The organism is Amycolatopsis sp. NPDC051373, from assembly GCF_040689465.1.
Classification (GTDB): Bacteria; Actinomycetota; Actinomycetes; order Mycobacteriales; family Pseudonocardiaceae; genus Amycolatopsis.
Genome location: NZ_JBFBAE010000006.1, coordinates 258,685 through 277,167, shown reverse-complemented (window position 1 = coordinate 277,167; position 18,483 = coordinate 258,685). Strand labels below are relative to the sequence as shown.

19 protein-coding genes and 1 pseudogene are annotated in these 18,483 nt (G+C 70.7%); 9 read left to right on the top strand and 11 right to left on the bottom strand.

The features are described from left to right. Positions 1-24 precede the first annotated feature (24 nt). Together AB0383_RS13780 and AB0383_RS13775 are read right to left on the bottom strand one after the other, a co-directional pair. Positions 25-1,341: a carboxyl transferase domain-containing protein gene (locus AB0383_RS13780; protein WP_364183288.1), complete on the bottom strand. Its 1,317-nt coding sequence runs from the start codon at positions 1,339-1,341 to the stop codon at positions 25-27. Then, on the bottom strand, positions 1,338-2,759 hold the full coding sequence (locus AB0383_RS13775; protein ID WP_366187391.1) for an acyl-CoA synthetase: 1,422 nt from the start codon (positions 2,757-2,759) through the stop codon (positions 1,338-1,340). The genes AB0383_RS13780 and AB0383_RS13775 overlap by 4 nt, the downstream gene beginning before the upstream one ends. A gap of 156 nt (positions 2,760-2,915) precedes the next feature. On the opposite strand from AB0383_RS13775, the gene tsaB reads away from it, so the two are divergent. Genes tsaB through tsaD form a run of 3 tightly spaced genes read left to right on the top strand, consistent with a single transcriptional unit; the run spans position 2,916 to position 5,106 of the window. Continuing rightward, on the top strand, positions 2,916-3,581 hold the full coding sequence (gene tsaB, locus AB0383_RS13770; protein ID WP_364183285.1) for a tRNA (adenosine(37)-N6)-threonylcarbamoyltransferase complex dimerization subunit type 1 TsaB: 666 nt from the start codon (positions 2,916-2,918) through the stop codon (positions 3,579-3,581). Further along, positions 3,578-4,060 (top strand): ribosomal protein S18-alanine N-acetyltransferase, encoded by a 483-nt coding sequence (gene rimI, locus AB0383_RS13765; protein WP_364183283.1) that lies wholly within the window; start codon positions 3,578-3,580, stop codon positions 4,058-4,060. The genes tsaB and rimI overlap by 4 nt, the downstream gene beginning before the upstream one ends. Beyond that, a complete protein-coding gene (gene tsaD / locus AB0383_RS13760; protein ID WP_366187239.1) occupies positions 4,060-5,106 on the top strand; it encodes a tRNA (adenosine(37)-N6)-threonylcarbamoyltransferase complex transferase subunit TsaD in 1,047 nt (348 codons plus the stop codon). The genes rimI and tsaD overlap by 1 nt, the downstream gene beginning before the upstream one ends. 83 nt (positions 5,107-5,189) lie before the next feature. Here the strand turns inward: tsaD and wecB are convergent, their stop codons facing one another. From wecB to AB0383_RS13745, 3 genes are all read right to left on the bottom strand, one after another. Further along, positions 5,190-6,350 (bottom strand): UDP-N-acetylglucosamine 2-epimerase (non-hydrolyzing), encoded by a 1,161-nt coding sequence (gene wecB / locus AB0383_RS13755; protein WP_366187389.1) that lies wholly within the window; start codon positions 6,348-6,350, stop codon positions 5,190-5,192. 624 nt (positions 6,351-6,974) lie between these two features. After that, complete coding sequence (locus AB0383_RS13750; RefSeq protein WP_364183276.1) at positions 6,975-7,148, bottom strand: LPXTG cell wall anchor domain-containing protein; 174 nt, start codon at positions 7,146-7,148, stop codon at positions 6,975-6,977. 21 nt (positions 7,149-7,169) lie between these two features. Continuing rightward, a complete protein-coding gene (locus AB0383_RS13745) occupies positions 7,170-7,934 on the bottom strand; it encodes a choice-of-anchor P family protein (RefSeq protein WP_364183273.1) in 765 nt (254 codons plus the stop codon). 376 nt (positions 7,935-8,310) lie between these two features. On the opposite strand from AB0383_RS13745, the gene xrtP reads away from it, so the two are divergent. Beyond that, positions 8,311-8,823 carry an exosortase P gene (xrtP, locus tag AB0383_RS13740; protein ID WP_366187387.1) on the top strand — a complete coding sequence of 171 codons (513 nt, stop codon included), beginning with the start codon at positions 8,311-8,313 and terminating at the stop codon, positions 8,821-8,823. A 53-nt stretch (positions 8,824-8,876) separates the two neighbouring features. Further along, the gene (locus tag AB0383_RS13735) at positions 8,877-10,205 is read left to right on the top strand and encodes a glycosyltransferase (protein ID WP_366187385.1); all 1,329 of its coding nucleotides are present in this window, start codon (positions 8,877-8,879) and stop codon (positions 10,203-10,205) included. A 49-nt stretch (positions 10,206-10,254) separates the two neighbouring features. On the opposite strand, the gene AB0383_RS13730 is transcribed toward AB0383_RS13735, so the two are convergent. The 6 genes and pseudogenes from AB0383_RS13730 to AB0383_RS13705 all read right to left on the bottom strand — a co-directional run bounded on the left by AB0383_RS13730 (position 10,255) and on the right by AB0383_RS13705 (position 14,820). After that, on the bottom strand, positions 10,255-12,174 hold the full coding sequence (locus AB0383_RS13730; RefSeq protein ID WP_364183268.1) for an N-acetylmuramoyl-L-alanine amidase: 1,920 nt from the start codon (positions 12,172-12,174) through the stop codon (positions 10,255-10,257). Between the two features lie 98 nt (positions 12,175-12,272). After that, a complete protein-coding gene (locus tag AB0383_RS13725; protein ID WP_366187236.1) occupies positions 12,273-12,932 on the bottom strand; it encodes a class I SAM-dependent methyltransferase in 660 nt (219 codons plus the stop codon). Beyond that, positions 12,899-13,039: a hypothetical protein gene (locus tag AB0383_RS13720; protein WP_366187234.1), complete on the bottom strand. Its 141-nt coding sequence runs from the start codon at positions 13,037-13,039 to the stop codon at positions 12,899-12,901. The genes AB0383_RS13725 and AB0383_RS13720 overlap by 34 nt, the downstream gene beginning before the upstream one ends. Positions 13,040-13,397: 358 nt before the next feature. Next, positions 13,398-13,784 (bottom strand): annotated as a pseudogene (locus AB0383_RS13715) (arsenate reductase ArsC); the annotation flags it as partial. Continuing rightward, positions 13,781-14,473 carry an MIP/aquaporin family protein gene (locus AB0383_RS13710; RefSeq protein WP_364183260.1) on the bottom strand — a complete coding sequence of 231 codons (693 nt, stop codon included), beginning with the start codon at positions 14,471-14,473 and terminating at the stop codon, positions 13,781-13,783. The gene AB0383_RS13710 and the pseudogene AB0383_RS13715, both read right to left, overlap by 4 nt. Beyond that, on the bottom strand, positions 14,470-14,820 hold the full coding sequence (locus AB0383_RS13705; protein WP_364183257.1) for a metalloregulator ArsR/SmtB family transcription factor: 351 nt from the start codon (positions 14,818-14,820) through the stop codon (positions 14,470-14,472). The genes AB0383_RS13710 and AB0383_RS13705 overlap by 4 nt, the downstream gene beginning before the upstream one ends. 85 nt (positions 14,821-14,905) lie before the next feature. Between AB0383_RS13705 and arsM the strand changes: the two genes are divergently transcribed. The 4 genes from arsM to groL all read left to right on the top strand — a co-directional run bounded on the left by arsM (position 14,906) and on the right by groL (position 18,472). Continuing rightward, the gene (gene arsM, locus AB0383_RS13700) at positions 14,906-15,643 is read left to right on the top strand and encodes an arsenite methyltransferase (protein ID WP_364183255.1); all 738 of its coding nucleotides are present in this window, start codon (positions 14,906-14,908) and stop codon (positions 15,641-15,643) included. Positions 15,644-15,671: 28 nt separating this feature from the next. Then, on the top strand, positions 15,672-16,250 hold the full coding sequence (locus tag AB0383_RS13695) for a cadmium resistance transporter (protein WP_364183253.1): 579 nt from the start codon (positions 15,672-15,674) through the stop codon (positions 16,248-16,250). Positions 16,251-16,464: 214 nt separating this feature from the next. Then, the gene (groES, locus tag AB0383_RS13690; RefSeq protein ID WP_009072407.1) at positions 16,465-16,758 is read left to right on the top strand and encodes a co-chaperone GroES; all 294 of its coding nucleotides are present in this window, start codon (positions 16,465-16,467) and stop codon (positions 16,756-16,758) included. A 97-nt stretch (positions 16,759-16,855) separates the two neighbouring features. Next, positions 16,856-18,472 carry a chaperonin GroEL gene (groL, locus tag AB0383_RS13685; protein ID WP_364183250.1) on the top strand — a complete coding sequence of 539 codons (1,617 nt, stop codon included), beginning with the start codon at positions 16,856-16,858 and terminating at the stop codon, positions 18,470-18,472. The last annotated feature ends 11 nt before the right edge of the window (positions 18,473-18,483 follow it).

Below are 18,483 nucleotides of genomic sequence, written 5' to 3'. Positions count from 1 at the left end.
TATCACCGCGGGCGCAACACCGTTTCAGGCTTCCACGATCCCCCGCGCCAAGCCGAGTTCGACGAGGTCCTGAGGCCGTAACCGCAGCTGGTCGGCCGTGGCCGGAACCTCCGTCATCGGGCGTTTGAGGATCGCGGCGGCAGCCTCGGGCGAGGTGACGGAGAAGTAGGCGTCCGGCGCGATCCACGTGTTGTCCGGTGCCGCGAAGGCCAGCGCGCCGCCGGAGCCGCCCTCGCCGATGACGAGGGTGGTGATCGGGACGGCCGCGGTGGCGATCGCCTCGAACAGCGACGCGATGGCAGGGCCGGCGCCGCCCTCTTCGGCGTCGGCGTCGTTGGCGGCGCCCGGGGTGTCGACGAGCGTCAGCACGGGAATGCCGAGCCGCGAAGCCAGGCGCACGAGGCGGGCGGCCGTGCGGAAGCCCGCCGGACGCGTGGCGGTGCCGCACTGCGCGGCGAAGGCCACCGCACGGCCCTCGCGCAGGCCGAAGCCGCAGAGGACGCCGTCGTCGACCGCGCCGGTACGGTCGCCGCGAAGGGTTTCGTGCCAGTCGAAGTACGCGTCCACGTACGAAGCCGCGCGGGGGCGGCGCGATGACCTCGCGGCGCGGACAGCGTCCCACCCCGTCTCCGGCAGCGGTACTGAACGCAACGCGCCCGGGGGAGCAGCCGCCGAGGAAGAACGGGAAGTCAGCAACACCAGCCACCGCTCCAGCACCGACGCCAGCGAAGACGGCGACACCAGCTGATCGACCTGCCCCCACTCGTACTTCGCCTCGACCGTGTAGGCCTCCGAAGGCGACGTCGCCGGCCGCACGCGCGAGCCCGCGAACCCCACCTGCGCCAGCGGCAGCCCCAGGACCACGTCGGCGCTCGCGCCCAGCGTCGCCCAGCCGCCGCCGGTCGTCGGGTCGCGCAGCACGGAGATCTGGGCGACGCCGTCCGCCCGCGCCGCCGCCGAAGCGCGCGCGATCCGCTGCAGCTGGGACAACGCGCGCATGCCGTGCTGCATGCGGCTGCCGCCCGTCGCGATCAACGCCACCACCGGCAGTTTCCGCGACCGCGCCCAGGAAAAAGCGGCCTCCACCCGGTCACCGGTCCGTCGCCCGATCGACCCGCCGAGGAACCCGAATTCCCACACCACCAGCACCGCGGGCGTCGCACCCACCAGCGCCTCGCCGACGACCACGGACTCCGTCTCACCCGTCCGCGCCACGGCCGCCGCGTGGGCCTCGCGGTAGCCGGGCCAATCGAGGGGGTCGTCCACACCACTATCCACATCGGACAACTCAGTGAACCCGGTCGACACCTGCGCGATGACCTCGCGGGCCGAGGGCCTCACCCCAGCGCTCGCTTCAGGATCTTGCCCATGTCGTTGCGCGGCAACGCGTCCAGGTATCGCACGACTCGTGGCCGCTTGTGCGGCGCCAGCAGTTTCGCCACGTGATCCGCCAGCTCCGAAGCCGACGGCCGCGCACCGGCAGGCACCACCCACGCCACGATGCGTTCACCGAGATCGTCGTCCGGCTCACCCGTCACGGCCGCCTCGGCGACGCCTGGGTGCTCCAGCAGCGCGTTCTCGATCTCGCCGGCGCCGATCTTGTACCCGCCGCTCTTGATCAGGTCGGTGGCCTTGCGCCCGACGATCTTCACGTAGCCGTCGGCGTCGCGCGTCGCCATGTCGCCGGTGCGAAACCAGCCGTCGGCGAGCGCGGCGGCCGTCGCGTCGGGGCGGTTGAGGTACTCGGTGAACAGGTTCGGCCCGCGCACGTGGATCTCGCCGACGGTCTCCAGCTCGGTGATTCGGGAGCCCGCCTCGTCGACCAGCCGCAGCTCGACGCCCGCCAGCGGCACGCCGACCGTGCCCGGCTTGCGCTCGCCGTCGGCGCGGACGCTGGTGTTCATCAGCGTCTCGGTCATCCCGTAGCGCTCCACGACCTGCTGCCCGGTCGCCGCCGTGATGCGCTGGTGGTCGTGCACGGGCAGCGCCGCCGACCCGGACACCAGCAGCCGCGCGCCGCGCAGGGCCGAGGCCAGCTCGGCGTCGCCCGCCACCGTCTCCGCGATCCGGTGGTACATCGTCGGGACGCCGAACATCATCGTCGCGCCGCTGGTCAGCTCACGGGCGACGCCCTCGGTCGAGAACCGCCCGAGGTGCCGCACCGAGCCGCCCCGGCGCAGCGGGCCGAGGATGCCGAGGATCAACCCGTGCACGTGGAACAGCGGCAGCCCGTGCACCAGCACGTCGTCGCCGGTCCACTCCCACGCGTCCTCCAGCGCGTCAAGCGTGGACGAGATCGCGCGGCGGGGGAGCACCACGCCCTTGGGCGGGCCGGTGGTGCCGGAGGTGTAGACGATGAACGCGGGCGCCTCGGCGTCCGGCTCGTCAGCGGGCACGGACCCCGACCCGGTGAGCGGGATGTCGCGCCGCTCGAGCCCGGCCAGCCCCTCAGGCAGCTCGGCGCCGGCCTCGGCCAGCACCAGCGCCGGCGTGCTGTCGGCCAAGATGTGAGTCAGCTCGCGTTCACCGATCTTCGGGTTCAGCGGCACCACGGGCACCCCCGCGAGCAGCGCGGCGACCACGGCGACGCTGGTGTGCAGCGTCGGCGTCGCCCACACCGCGACCCGGCCGGCGGGCAGCTCGTTCGCCAGGGAACCGGCGACCGCGCCCAGCTCGGCGTAGGTGAGCGCCTGGTCACCGAAGCGCACCGCCTCCTTGCCAGAGCCGTCGGTGATCGCGGGGAACAGCGGATCGGGCACGGTGAGGACCTCCTGCGGCGCGGCGTCGGCGGGCGTCTCACCGGCACCGTACCGCGCCGTGACCTCGGCCACCTGCGACGCGATTCACACGGTTGCGGGGTTGCCCCTTCGGCCCGCCAGCCTGTCACTTCGAGACTGGACGTAAGCTGGGAAACCGTGCTGGTACTGGCGATCGACACCTCGACCCCGGCCGTGACCGCGGGCATCGTCGCCGTGGACGAGTCGGAACTGACCACCCGGGCCGACCGCGTCACGGTCGACCCGCGAGCCCACGGCGAGCTCATCACGCCCCACGCCCTCGCGGCGGCCGAAGCAGCGGGGGTGACCCTGCGCGACCTCGACGCGATCGTGTGCGGCGTCGGCCCCGGCCCGTTCACGGGCCTGCGCGCCGGCATGGCCACGGCCGCGGCGTACGGCCACGCGCTCGGCATCCCCGTCTACCCGGTCGGCAGCCTCGACGCGATCGCCGCCGAGGTGGTGCGCACCGACAAGCCGTTCCTCGTGCTCACCGACGCCCGCCGTCGCGAGGTGTACTGGGCCGAGTACGACGCGGCCGGCACGCGCGTGAGTGGTCCCCACGTTCAGCGGCCCGCCGAGGTCGAGACCACTTCCCGCGTCGCCGCGGGTGACGGTGCGCTGCAGTACGCCGACGCGATCGGCGTGGTGCCCATCGAGCCGCGGTTCCCGTCGCCGTCCGGGCTGGTCCGCGTCGCCCGCGAAGCCCTGCTCGCCGGCGCGACGCCCGAGCCGCTGACGCCGCTGTACCTTCGCCGCCCCGACGCCGTCGAGCCGACGGCCCGCAAGCGGGTGACCTCGCCGTGAAGCTCGACCGCCTGCGCCGCAGCGACCTGAAGCGCTGCGCGGAAATCGAGCAGGTGCTCTTCCCCGGCGACGATCCGTGGAGCGCCCGCGCGTTCCACTCCGAGCTCGACCAGGGCCACTTCTACCTGGCCGCGCGCACCGACGACGGCACCGAGCTGCTCGGCTACGGCGGCGTCGCCGTGGTCGGCCGCCGCGGCGAGTACGAGGCGGAGATTCACACCATCGGTGTGGTGCCCGAGGCGCAGGGCCAGGGCATCGGCAAGGCGCTGCTGCGCGCCTTGCTGGACCGCGCCGACGAGGTGTCGGCGCCCGTGTTCCTCGAGGTGCGCACGGACAACGACACGGCCGTCGGCCTCTACGAACGGCACGGTTTCGAGAAGCTCGGCATCCGGAAGCGCTACTACCAGCCCTCCGGCGCCGACGCGTTCACCATGGCCCGCCCGGCGCGGACCCCGGCACGAGATGAGGTGGCCGGCTGATGTCGCGCGTCATCATGGGTATCGAGAGCTCCTGCGACGAGACCGGCGTCGGCCTCGTCCGCCTGCACGACGACGGCGCGGTGGAACTGCTCGCCGACGAGGTCGCCTCCAGCGTCGAGCAGCACGCTCGCTTCGGCGGTGTGGTGCCCGAGGTCGCCAGCCGGGCGCACCTCGAAGCGATGGTGCCCACGGCCGAGCGGGCGTTCGCGACGGCCGGGCTGAAGCTGTCCGATGTGGACGCCATCGCCGTGACGGCGGGGCCTGGGCTCGCCGGTGCGTTGCTGGTCGGGGTGTCGGCGGCGAAGGCCTACGCGTCGGCGCTCGACGTGCCGCTTTACGGCGTGAACCACCTGGCCGGGCACATCGCCGTGGACACGGTGCAGCACGGGCCGTTGCCGTCGCCGGTGCTCGCGCTGCTGGTGTCCGGCGGGCACACGCAGCTGCTGCGCGTGGACGACATCGCGTCGAAGATCACCGAAATCGGGTCCACTGTGGACGACGCCGCCGGTGAGGCCTACGACAAGGTCGCCCGCGTGCTGGACCTGCCCTACCCGGGTGGGCCGCCGATCGACAAGGCGGCTCGGCTGGGCAACGGCTCGGCCATCGCGTTCCCACGCGGGATGACCGGCCCACGCGACGCGAAGTTCGACTTCTCGTTCTCCGGCTTGAAGACCGCGGTGGCGCGGTGGGTGGAGAACGTCGAACGCGACGGTGGCGAGGTGCCGGTGAACGACGTTGCGGCTTCGTTCCAGGAGGCCGTGGCGGACGTGTTGACCGCGAAGGCCGTGAAGGCGGCGAAAGAACAGGGGATCGGGACCATCGTTATCTCCGGCGGCGTCGCGGCGAACTCACGGCTGTCGGAGCTGGCGGCCGAACGCTGTGCCGCGGCGGGCATCGAACTGCGCGTGCCGCGGCCCCGGCTGTGCACGGACAACGGCGCGATGATCGCGGCGCTGGGCGCCCACGTCGTCGCGGCCGGGCGGCCGACGGCGCCGTGGGAGTTCTCCGCCAACCCCGGGCTTTCGGTGGAGATCGTGTCACTCTAGTAATCCGGCCAAAAGCAGGCCGACCCCCACGCGGCAGGTAACTGTTGCTACGAAGCCATTCGGCCGTGACTGTGGTCGGATTACTAACGATCGGCACAGTAGGAGCGGGCCTGCTCCAGCGCGGTTTCGACGCCCAGCAGGCGCTCGATCGCGATGGTGGCCTTCTCGGCGGCATGGCCGTCGCCATAGGGGTTCGGCGTCTGCGCGGGGCACAGGCTCCCGGCCAGCAGCCGGGTCGCGGTGCCGATGATCTTCTCCGGATCCGTGCCCACCAGCCACGCGCACCCGGCGTCGACGGCCTCGCCGCGTTCCGTGACTTCGCGCAGCACCAGCACGGGCGTCCCGAACGTCGGCGCCTCCTCCTGGATGCCGCCTGAATCCGTGAGCACGAGCGACGCCAGCCGCAGCGCGCGCACGAGGTCGGGGTACTCGAGCGGCTCGGTGATCGTCACGCGCTCGACACCGCCGAGCGTCGCGGTGACCTGCGCCCGCACCGCCGGATTGGGGTGGACGGGGTACAACACCTGCACGTCCGGATGGGTTTCGACGATCCGCCGCACGGCGCTCAGGGTCTGGTTCAGCGGCTCACCCCAGGACTCCCTGCGGTGCGACGTCACCAGCACCAGCCGCTCCCCGGCCTCCGCGATCTCCATCTCCAGCAACGCCAGCGCCGGATCGTGCGCGGGCAGGTCGCGCGCGGTGATCGCCAGCACCGCGTCGACGACCGTGTTCCCGGTCAGCACGATCTTCTCCTCGGCGATGCCCTCCGCGCGCAACGCCTTCGCCGCGGCTTCGGTCGGCGCCAGGTGCAACGCCGCGATGCGTGCCACCATCTGCCGCGTGCCTTCTTCGGGGAACGGCGCGGTGAGATCGTTCGTCCGCAGCCCGGCCTCCAAGTGCACCACCGGGATCCTCAGCCAGAACGCCGCGAGCGCCCCCGCCAGCCCCGTCGTCGTGTCCCCCTGGACGACCACCGCCGCCGGCAGGAGGCTCCGCAACTGCGCGTCCAACGCCGGCAGCAGCCCGCTCACCAGCTCCGCCTGCGTCCCGCTCACCCGCGCCGGCACGTCCAGCCACGCGTCCACACCCAGCCCGAACGGCACCAGCGCCTGCTCCACCATCCCCTGGTGCTGGCCGCTGTGCACCAACACGGGCCGCACCCCGTCGCGCCCCTCGAGCGCCACAACCAGCGGCGCCAGCTTCACCGCCTCCGGCCGCGTGCCGGCCAGCAACATCACGTCCACGTGTCCCACACTTTCGAGTGTCCCGGAAACCCCAGCCCACCGACGTTCGAGCGAACGGCCGGGTCTTTCACCGCGCGCCACACACGCGTCGCAGCGAGGTGCGGCTGACGGGGGTTTTGTGCTGTTCGGTTGTGCGTCCTGCTGCCGCGCGCCCTGAGGCTCCGCGGTTCGCGCCGTTGCCGGGCGACCGGCGGGTGCCGGTCGCCCGGGTCCTGCCGGTTGCCTGCGCCCACGCTGCTTGCGACGACTGCGCCGGTGGTCGCCGAGGTGGCCTGGGAAGGTTCCCCAGGTTCGTATCCACCCCGGGACGATCGGCGCGTGCCGATAGTCGGCGCGCGGCGCCGGTCGATGGCGGCCACGGTGGTACCGCCGTTGCGATCACGTGCGGGCGTTAGTTGTGGTCTTCGGTTCGTTGCCGTCGCATCGGCCCGGGAGCGCCGCGTGGGTTGCGCCGGCTCTGCGCAGCCGACGGTGGCGCCGCGATTGCTGTCGCTTGTGGCCGGTCGCCCTCTTTTTGTAGCTCGGCCTGTGAAGTGGCGCCGGGCTGCCCGTGGGGGCGAGCAGCCCGGCGCACGTATCGCGCAACCGTGGGCCACCGGCTGGATCCGGTGGCCCACGGCGCTGCTAACCGCGGGCGAACCGCCGGTTGCGGCGGTAGGCGGCGATCACCGCGACGGTCCCGAGGACCACGAGGAGCGCGCCGACCGTGATCCACCAGCCGACGTCGGCGCCGGTGGCAGCGAGGGTGCCCACGCCGCCACCGGCGACGCCGACGCCCGCACCTGGCATCTTGTACATCAGTCGATCACCCCGGACCGGTCAGGCGACCGAGCGACGACGGGTGAACCGCAGGCCGACCGGCACGGCGACGGCCGCGAGCACGCCGAGGCCCACCCACAGGCCGGCGCCCGACGCGAGCGGCATCGGCGGAGCGGCCGGGCCGCAGGTCGCCGACGACACGATGACGTCGCCGCTGCCGAGGGCGCCGACGACGCCGCCCAGCAGCTTCAGGTGCAGCGCGTTGACGGTGAGGCTGCCGTCCTTGTTCTTGATCTGCTCGTTGAGGATCAGCGTCGCCACGTTGACCGGGCCGAGGCCGACCTTGATCTGCGTGTTCGGCGCCGGGTTCGAGTCGACGTCGCCGACGCTGCCCAGATCGGCTCCGACCAGCGTGGAGCTGCCCTTGACCCCTTCCTGGGTCGCGGTGCAGACGGCCTCCACGGCCTTGATCCCGACGTTGCCCAGAGCCGCCTTCAGCAGCGGCAGCCCGACGTTGGCGGTGCTCGCCTTCGCCGTGACCGCGCCCGAGTTGTCGTCGCGGACGGCCGAGGTGTTGATGACCCCGGCGGTGAGGATCCCGGCGGCGTTGGCGCTGACCGTGCTGTTGCTCGTCGGTCCGTCGGTGTTCGCCGCCGCCAGCGGGCCGAGCTTGACCGCGGACGCGCCGAGCAGCTTCACGTCGACGTTCACGCCGTAGGCGGAGCCGTCACCGGGCGCCGCCGAAGCCGGAACTGCTCCGGCGAGGGCGATGCTCGCCACCACAGCGGCGAGCATCCCGCCTCGTCGCAAGAGGTGTTTCTTCACTGGTCCTCCGATTTTTGTCAGGGCGAGCCGGTGCACGGACGAATCCCGCTGAACAAGAGTCGGCACGCTGACCGAATATCGGTGGCGTTGCCGGAAATGGCACACAATTCCGGGGAGACCACCGTATCGGGTGGTTTCGCCGGACCGGTCCCCACGTCGGTGCGGGCATCACCTGAACGGCCTAGCAAGGTTCTCGCCATTCGTGCCGAAAGGCGCTGGGAGATCCCTGATAAGGGGGATACCTGTCGAAAGTTCCGGCACCCCTGTCCTACGCTGGCGCCGGGGTCCGCCGTTCTTCCGAACGTTTCCGGCTGAGAGGGTCGTCGTGGCAGTAGCGAACACACCTGTGTCCCCCGTCTCCCCGTTTCCGCTGCGTATGGCGGTTCTCGGGGTGGTCGCGTTCGGCGTGGTCCTCGTGCTCGTGGAGCGGTCCTACCGCGAACTGGAAGTGCAGCTCGCGGGCGCGATACTGAGGGTCATCACCTCATCGGGTGTTTATGTGGCCGGTAGTCGCGAATCTGTGTACTTCGGGTTGACCGGCGCTACTCCGTTCGGGTTGAGAATGACCCCGGAATGCTCTTCTGTATTCCTCTTACTGCCACTTCTGCTCGTGACCGCGGTGCTCCTCTACTTCCGCCCGCAGAATGCGCGACGACTGTTTCTCTCGCTGGTAATTTCCGCGATCGCCGTCATTCTCGTGAATCAGTTGCGTATTCTCACCATCGTCGGTCTGGTCCACGCACTGGGCACCGACGAGGGCTACTACTGGGGCCACACCCTGCTCGGCTCGATGGTCAGCGTCCTCGGCGGCGCGGTGTCGCTCGTGCTGTTCGTCTGGCTCGCGACCCGCAGGACGAAGGCGGAGAAGAACCAGGGCACCGCCGCGTGAACGACACCGGCTTCAAGGTCCTGCTCTCGATCACCCAGGCGTTCGCGCTGACGATGAGCGTCGCGTTCGTCGTCTACGTCGCGATGATCGTGGTGCCCTACCTGCGCCGAAAACCGGCCCCGGTGGGCAACCCCGAAGCGTTCGCCTGGCACTTCTTCGTGCCGTGCCGCGACGAGGAAGCCGTGATTCGGGAGACCGTGCGCTACCTGCGCACCACCTTCCGCCGCGCGCACGTGTGGGTGGTCGACGACGACTCCGACGACCGCACCGCCCGCGTCGTCCGCTCGGTCTGGCGGCGCAACGGCGGCTACGACCCCAACCTGCACCTGGTGGCGCGCAAGCGCCCCGAGGCGCGCACGGGCAAGGGCGACGCCCTCAACGCCGCCTACCAGGCCCTCAACGAATGGCTCGAGCCCGGCACCGATCGCGACCGCGTGGTCGTGGTGGTCGTCGACGCCGACGGCCGCCCCGCCGCCAACTGCCTCGAAGTCTGCGCGGCCGAGCACCTCTTCGGCGACGAGAAGATCGGCGCGGTGCAGCTCGACGTGCGCATGAGCAACGTCCGCACCCGCCCGCCGGGGCACACCTGGTTCGCGCGCGCGTTCGGGCTCAAACTGGCGCAGCTGCAGGACCTGGAGTTCCGCACGGCGATCGCCGCGATCCAAACGTCCCGCGGCTTCACCGGCACGATCTCCATGGGCGGCAACGGCCAGTTCACCCGCCTCGCCGCCCTCGACTCCATCGGCGGCGACGAGCACCAGCCCTGGCGCGGCTCCCTGCTGGAGGACTTCGAGCTCGGCGTCCACCTGCTCACGGCCGGCTGGCGCACGGGCTTCACCCCGGATTCCCATGTGGCGCAGGAAGGCCTCTACAGCCTGCGGCGTTTCCTCGTGCAGCGCACACGCTGGGGCCAGGGCACGATGCAGTGCTCGCGGTACCTGCGCCGCATCTGGGACTCGCCGCACGTGTCCACTTTGGGCGCTGCGGAGATGATGTACTACCTGGCGCAGCCGTGGATGCAGCTGCTCGGCTCGCTGCTCTACCCGGTGCCGTTCATCCTCCTGCTGGTGACCACGGCCGGCGACCCGTCGCAGGTCTGGACCTGGTTCACCGGCGGCGCCTGGATCCTCTTCGCCATCTACGGCTCGTTCGGCCTGCTGCCGTTCGTGGTGTGGGGCCCGATCTACCAGATGAAATGCCTGGGCAGCACGAACATCTTCCGCGGCCTCGGCATGGGCCTGCTGTACGCGGCCTACATCTACACCTTCTACATCACGTCCTGGCGCGCCGTGATCCGCCTCGTGCGCGGCCGCAACGGCTGGTCCAAGACGCGGCGCAACACCGAGGTCACCAGCGGCGTGAAGGTGGCGCTGGACAGCTGAGACGAGAGAAGGGCCCCTCCGCGGAGGGGCCCTTCTTCGTTGTGCAGACTCAGAAAGCCGGCTTCAGCACCACGTCGTCGAGGTTCACGTACTCGACGCGGTGTCCGAACTGCACTTCCACGTACTTCATCTTGCCGCGCACCACCACGTGGTCCGACACGTCGAACGTCGTCGCCGAGTAGTACTCCGACGGAACGACGCCGCCGACGGAGTACTTCTGGCCCGCCGCGAACGTGTAAGGCATGGGCGCCAAGGCCTGCACCGCGACGTTCGCCGGGTAGGCCGACGCCTCCGGGAACGCCCGCCCGTACACGGGGATCGTCGCCTTGCCGGGTTTCGGCGTGGCCACGAGACCGCTCGCCGGGACCACGGTGTTGCTCGGCAGCCAGCCCTTCTGGCCCAGATACCAGATCGCGGTCCAGCCGCCCTGGCGTCCGGCCACGGCGTACTGCTGGCCGGTGGCCACGCGGCTGCCGACGTCGGAAACATCCATAGTGGACGGTCCGGTTCCGTGCAGCCCGGCGTCGGACAGCAGGGGAGACGCGGCGTCCGGCGCGGTGTGCAGCACCACGGCCTCCGAACCGCGCGCGGCGCACGGGGTGCCGGAGCCGATCTTGTCGCAGCCGGTGAACACGGGCTGGTTGGCGGCGAACTTCGGCGCGATCGTCACCATCGGCGAGCCGGCCCGGCCGGTGGCCTTGATCGGCGCGCCCAGCAGGTCGAAGTAGTGCGACCAGTCCCAGTAGGGGCCTGGGTCCCAGTGCATGCCGGCGATCGTGGCGGGCGTGGTGCCCGGCACGTTGTCGTGGCCGATGATGTGCGCGCGGTCGAGCGGCACGTCGTAGCGCTTCGCCAGGTAGCCGACGAGCTTCGCCGACGACCGGTACATCGCTTCGGTGTACCAAGTGCCCTGCGCGGCGAAGCCCTCGTGCTCGACGCCGATGGACTTCGCGTTGACGTACCAGTTGCCCGCGTGCCAGCCGACGTCCTTCGTCGGCACGTGCTGCGCGATCAGGCCGTCCTGCGAACGCACGGTGTAGTGCCACGCGAGGTAGGTCGGGTCCTGCGCCAGGGCGAGCGCGTCGTCCCAGTAGCCCTCGGTGTCGTGGATGACGATCGTGTTGATCTTCTGGCTCTGCGGGCGGTTCGCGATGTCGTGGTTGCCGTAGTCGCCGCCGGGCAGCTCCTGGTAGGGCGCCGGCACGGACTCGCAGGCCACGGACTTCGGGCATTCGGTGGCGGGCGGGGCGTCTGTGCGCAGGCCCAGCCGCTCGGCCTGTGCCTTGTCAGGTGCGACGCCGGGGGTCGCGGCGAGCGTGACGGCCTGGCCGTCGTCTGTCGTGCGCGTCTCGCCGGTGGCGATGGTGCTGTAGACCTCGTCGGCGAAGGTCTGTGCCGCCGTCACGTCCTCCGAGCCGCTGTACGCGGCGACGGCGCCATACCAGTCCTTCGCGTCTTCGCTGCGTACGCCGAGCTTGCGCTGGTACTCGGCCAGCAGGGCCGCGCCGCCGCGGACGTTCTGCTTCGGGTCGGTGCGCAGCGTCGCCGCGTCCGTGTGCAGCAGGGCCGCGGCCTGGTCCACGGTCTGCAGGCCGGGCGGGATGGCCGCGGGCTGCTGCGTCGGCTTCGGGTGCAGCGCCGGCCGGGCGTCGTCGCCGCGCGGGTCTTCGCCGTTCTGGTCGAACTCACTGGTCACGACGCCGGCCGTGCGCAGATCCGTGAGGTGCATCGGCCCGTAACCGGCGGCGGTGCTGGGCGTACCGGCGTTGTAATCCCAGCGAGACTCCAGGTACGAGACGCCGAGCAACACGTCCAGCGGGACGCCGAACTCCTGCGCGGCGCTCGCGAAGTCCTGCTGGCGCTGTTGGTTCGCTGGTTGGGCTTGGGCAGGTGCCGACGTCGCCAACGCGACCGCCAGCAACCCCGCCCCGCCCGCGACGGCCAGCCGCCGCGTAACGGAGTGGAACATCGGTGGGACCCCCAGGTGTCGGTGCTTTTCCGGCAAAACTTAACCAGAAACGGCGGCGCCTCGTAAGCCTCCGCGACGGCGGTTTCGCCCAGCGGTCGTCAGCGGCTGATCACGAGCACGAGGAAGCCGTCGAACGCGGGTTGCTCCTTGAGCGCGCCGTACTTCGCGGCCCAGGTCCCGTCGGCGAGATCGCTGGTCAGCTTGCGGGTGAAGCGCTCCTCGGCCGCTTCGTCGACAAAGCTCCACGCCGAACACGCCTGACGCGCCGCCGGCTCCAGCAGCATCTCCGGCCGCGCGAAGTACGCCTCGTTGAACCCGTCGACGCAGTCGTGCGGCACCGGCACGGGCACGACCACGGTGTCGCCCAGGTACTTCGCGATCTCGCCGATCGCCGGGTACCTTCGCGCCTCCGTGTCGAGTACTTCCGGGGCGTACTCGTACAACCAGAAGTCCCGCACCCGATCGGGATCGCAGGTCAGGATCACGACGGGACCCTTCGTGACGCGCCGGACCTCGCCCAGCCCCTTCGCGAGATCCGGCCACTGGTGCACGGTGAACGTCGCCATGGCCGCGTCGAAACTGTTGTCCTCGAACGGAAGATCCTCCGCCGTCGCATCCACCGCGGGCCGGTCCGCGCGCCGCAGTGCCCGCATCGACGCGGATGGCTCCACGGCGGTCACTCGGCGGTCGGCCGGCTCGTACGACCCCGCGCCGGCCCCGACGTTCAGCACGGTCTTCGCGGCCCCGAGCGACGCCAAGACCGCGGCGGCGATGCGGGGTCGGGGTTGCGGAACCCGGTGTAGACCTTGCCGATCTCGCCGTAGTCCGCGTCGCCGGCGCTGCCGTCGGCCAGCCTGCTGCTCACGGGCGCGAGCCTAGCGATCTTCGGCCGCGCTCAGGCGATATTCGTCCAACAGCCGGAAGAACACGTCCAGCGGGTCCGCGTCCCCGGCGTGCCTCTCGATCGCCGCGGCCCAGCCCAGTGACATCGACCAGCCGGTTCGCCCGCGCACCCACTCGGCGAACGGTCCCGTCGGCTCCATCACGAACTCCTCGTCCACCCCGTGCACGAACAGCGCCGCGCTGTACCCGACGAGGTAGGTCTGCAGCTCCTGCAACGACCCCTTCCGCACCCACATCCGCGGCCGCAACCGGACCTGGTCGAGCAGGTCCTGCGCGTTCCGGCACTCTTCGAGGAGCTTGGGCCGCCCGCCGCCGTAGGAAAGTTCCCGGACGAACGCCTTCACGCGGCTCCGGATCTCGTCGCGGATCACGCGGACCTCGGCGAGGGTTTTGCCCGCCGGATCGTCGAGTTCCCAATCGCGGTAGGACTTGCCGGGGAACACGGGGCAGGCGTCGCCGCAGCCCATGGTGATGACGACGTCGGACGCTTGCACCGCGTCGGCGGTGAGGACCTTCGGCGTCTCCGCGGTGAGGTCGATGCCGACCTCCGCCATGGCCTCGACCACGACGGGGTTGAGGCTGTCGGCCGGTGCGGACCCGGCCGAGCGCACCTCGACGAGGTCACCGCCGAGGTCCGCGAGGAACGCGGCGGCCATCTGCGACCGGCCCGCGTTGTGCACGCAGACGAACAGCACGGACCGAGTCATGACAGGGCCTCCTGAGGGGTACGGGCAACGCGGAACAACAGCGCGACGAGTCCGATGCCGACTGCGGCGCCGACGACTTGCGCGGCGACGAACGGACCCACCGAACCTGGCGCGATCCCGGCGAACGTGTCGGTGAAGGCGCGCCCCACGGTCACCGCCGGGTTCGCGAACGACGTGGACGAGGTGAACCAGTAAGCGGCGCCGATGAACGACGCCACCGCCACCGGTGCGTGGTGCCCGCGTCCGGTGCGGTCGAGCCCGAAGATCAGCACGAGCAGCCCCGCCGTCGCCACCACCTCGCCGAGCCACAGATTTCCGGTCGCACGGTCGTGCCCGGACCACTGAACGAGCGGGCGGGCGAACATCGCGTTGGCCAGGATCGCGCCGCCGATGCCGCCGGCAAGCTGCGCGGGCACGTAGGCCGCGACGTCGCGCAACGCGAACCCATCGCGACGGGTGAGCCAGGCCGCCAGCGAGACCAGCGGGTTGAAATGCGCGCCGGACACCGGCCCGAACAACGCGATCAGCACACCCAACCCGAAAACGGTGGCCAGCGAGTTCGCGAGCAGCTGCACACCGACGTCACGCGACAGCTCGGCGGCCTGGGCGCCGGAGCCGACGACGACGGCCGCCAGGGACGCCGTTCCGATGGCCTCGGCGACGGACCGCCGCCAGACCGACGTGGTCACCGTTGCGGCGCGCGCAGAACAGCCGCGAGACGCTCCATTGTGGACGGAAGAGCCCAGTAGTACACCCACGTCCCTCGTCGCTCGCAGTCGATCAAACCGGCCTGGCGCAACAGTTTCAGGTGGTGCGAGATCGTCGGCTGCGCAAGGTCGAACGCGGGCGTCAGCTCGCACACGCACATCTCGCCGCCCTCGCGGGAGGCGATCATCGACAGCAGCCGCAGCCGCACCGGGTCGCCGAGCGCCTTGAACACGCGGGCCAGCTCGGCGGCTTCGGCTTCGGCGAGCGGTGCGGAGGTCAGTCCCGCGCAACACCCCGCGGACTGGTCGACCAACTCCTGCATTGACATCTTTCTATATTGACATCCGCCGATCCAAGGCACAAGCTTATTTCCACAAACATCGATACAAGCTGATCCAGCAAGGAGAAGCACGATGACCGACCTGCGCGAAACCGTGCGACAGCGCTACGCCGCGGCCGCTCTCGAAGTCACCTCAGGTGGGGCCGGGTGCTGCGGCCCGTCGCCGGTCGAGGTGGACGAGAAGTTCGGCTCGACCCTCTACGCCGCCGACGAACGCGACGCACTTCCCGCCGATGCCGTCGCCGCCTCCCTGGGCTGCGGCAACCCGACCGCCGTGGCCGACCTCCGACCCGGCGACCACGTCCTCGACCTCGGCTCCGGCGGCGGCATCGACGTCCTGCTGTCGGCCCGCCGTGTCGGGCCCACCGGCAAGGCCTACGGGCTGGACCTGACCGACGAGATGCTGGCGCTGGCCACCGCCAACGCCGCCAAAGCCGGCGCCACGAACGTCGAGTTCCTGCGCGGCGCGATCGAGTCCATCCCGCTGCCCGCGAACACCATCGACGTCGTCATCTCCAACTGCGTGATCAACCTGTCCACCGACAAACCCGCCGTCTTCGCGGAAACCTTCCGCGTCCTCAAGCCCGGCGGACGGATCGGGGTGTCCGACGTCGTCTCCGACGACACCCTCAGCCCGACCCAGCGCGCCGAACGCGGCGACTACGTCGGCTGCATCGCGGGCGCCCTGTCCTTCGCCGAATACCGCCATGGCCTCGAAGCGGCCGGCTTCACCGGCATCGAGATCGCCCCGACCCACCCCATCGCCGACGGCATGCACTCCGCGATCATCCGCGCCACCAAACCCGCCTGACCGACCGGATCCTGGCACTGTCGCAAGGGTGAACCTGACCGTCGTCGGCCAGGCCGTGGGCCTGTTCGCCGTGACCAACGTCGACGACCTCCTGGTGCTGGCCCTGTTCTTCGCCCGCGGCGCGGGCCTTCCCGGCGCGACCCGAGCCGTCGCGATCGGCCAGTACCTCGGGTTCCTGGCGATCCTCGCCGTCGCCGTGGCGGCCGCATTCGGGGTGACGTTCCTGCCGGCCGGCTTCGACCCGTACCTCGGCCTGCTGCCGATCGCGCTGGGGATCCGCGCCGCCGTCCGAGCCTGGCGCCACCGCGGCGACGACGGGGAAACCAGCCGGCCCGGCCGCCCGCGGGCCCTCGAAGTCGCCGCCGTCACGTTCGCCAACGGCGGCGACAACATCGGCGTCTACGTCCCCGTCTTCGCCACCGCCGGACCGGGCGGCACGATCGTCTACGCGGTCGTGTTCCTCGTGCTGGTCGCCGCCTGGCTCGCCGCCGGCCGCCACCTCGCCACGCGCCCCGCCGTCGCACGGGCGCTCGCGCGCTGGGGCCACATCGTCCTGCCCGCCGTGCTGATCGGCATCGGCCTGCTCATCCTGACCGACGGCGCCTAGCCGCGGGTGGCGGAACCAGTGCGAAACAACCCCCGGTCAGCCCGCTTCGCCGAGGATTCCCCCACGTCAGATGGACCCTCCTTGCAATGCTGGCACTCCCATGGCTAGAGTGCTAATCGAACGGCCCGAACACGCCCGGCACCCGCGACGGCGGGGGTGGTAGGAGCCGTAAGTCATCCTGCCGACGCTTTCGACGACCGTGGAGGTCAACCCGGTGAGCGTGAACATCAAGCCGCTCGAGGACAAGATCGTTGTCCAGACGAGCGAGGCCGAGGAGACGACCGCTTCCGGCCTCGTCATCCCCGACACCGCCAAGGAAAAGCCCCAGGAGGGCAAGGTTCTGGCCGTGGGCCCGGGCCGGATCGACGACAAGGGCAACCGCGTGCCGCTCGACGTGGCCGTGGGCGACGTCGTGATCTACTCCAAGTACGGCGGCACCGAGGTCAAGTACAACGGCGAGGACTACCTCATCCTCTCCGCCCGCGACGTGCTGGCCGTCATCAACTGACGTCCGCTCGAAGCGCATGACGCCCCGGGCCCCGCACAAGCCGGGGGACGGGGCGTTCTTGCGTTCAAAAACCCCTGAAAGGTAAGCGGAACACGCTATGCCCAAGCAGATCAGTTTCGACGAGGACGCTCGTCGCGCGCTCGAGCGCGGGGTGAACAAGCTCGCCGACGCCGTCAAGGTGACCCTCGGCCCGCGTGGTCGCCACGTCGTTCTGGACAAGAAGTTCGGCGGCCCGACCATCACCCTCGACGGCGTGACCGTCGCCCGTGAGATCGAGCTCGACGACCCGTTCGAGAACCTCGGCGCGCAGCTGGCCAAGAACGTGGCCACGAAGACCAACGACGTTGCCGGTGACGGCACGACCACCGCCACGGTGCTCGCCCAGTCGCTGGTCAAGCACGGCCTTCGCAACGTCGCCGCCGGCGCCAACCCGACCTCGGTCGGCAAGGGCATCGAGGCCGCGGCCGAGAAGGTCATCGAGGTCCTCAAGTCCAAGGCCACCCCGGTCAAGGGCCGCGAGAACATCGCGCAGGTCGGCACCGTCACCTCCCGCGACGCCACGATCGGCCAGCTGCTCGGCGAGGCCGTCGAGCGCGTGGGCGAGGACGGCGTGATCACCATCGAGGAGTCGTCGACCCTGGCGACCGAGCTCGTGATCACCGAGGGCGTGCAGTTCGACAAGGGCTTCCTGTCGGCGCACTTCGCGACCAACCCCGAGGACCAGAAGGCGATCCTCGAGGACGCCTACATCCTGCTGTCCCGCGAGAAGATCTCGGCGCTGGCCGACCTGCTCCCGGTGCTGGAGAAGGTCGTCGAGGCCAAGAAGCCGCTGCTGATCATCGCCGAGGACGTCGACGGCGAGGCGCTGTCCACTCTCGTGGTGAACTCGCTGCGCAAGACGATCACCGCCGTCGCGGTCAAGGCGCCGTTCTTCGGCGACCGCCGCAAGGCGTTCCTGGACGACCTCGCGTTCATCACCGGCGGCGAGGTCGTGTCCGCCGAGATCGGCGTGAAGCTGTCCGAGATCGACCTCAGCTCGCTGGGTCGCGCGCGCCGGATCGTCGTCACCAAGGACGACACCACGATCGTCGACGGCGCGGGCTCCAAGGACGCCATCACCGGCCGGATCGCGCAGATCCGCAAGGAGATCGAGACCACCGACTCCGACTGGGACCGCGAAAAGCTGCAGGAGCGGCTCGCGAAGCTCGGCGGCGGCGTGGCCGTGATCAAGGTCGGCGCGGCCACCGAGACCGAGCTCAACGAGCGCAAGCACCGCATCGAGGACGCCGTGGCGTCCACGAAGGCGGCCGTCGAGGAGGGCATCCTCCCCGGCGGTGGCTCGGCTCTGGTCCACGCGGTCAAGGAGCTCGAGGGCGACCTCGGCCTGACCGGTGACGAGGCCACGGGCGTCCGCATCGTCCGCGACGCGCTCACCGCCCCGCTGTTCTGGATCGCGACCAACGCGGGCCACGAGGGCGCGGTCATCGTGAACAAGGTCCAGGAGCAGAGCTGGGGCCAGGGCTTCAACGCGGCCACCGGTGAGCTCACCGACCTGATCGCGGGCGGCATCGTCGACCCGGTCAAGGTGACCCGCTCCGCGGTCGCCAACGCCGCGTCCATCGCCCGGCTCGTGCTCACCACGGAGAGCGCCGTGGTCGAGAAGCCGGTCGACGAGGAACCCGACGCCGGCCACGGCCACGGTCACTCGCACTAGTTCCACCAGCA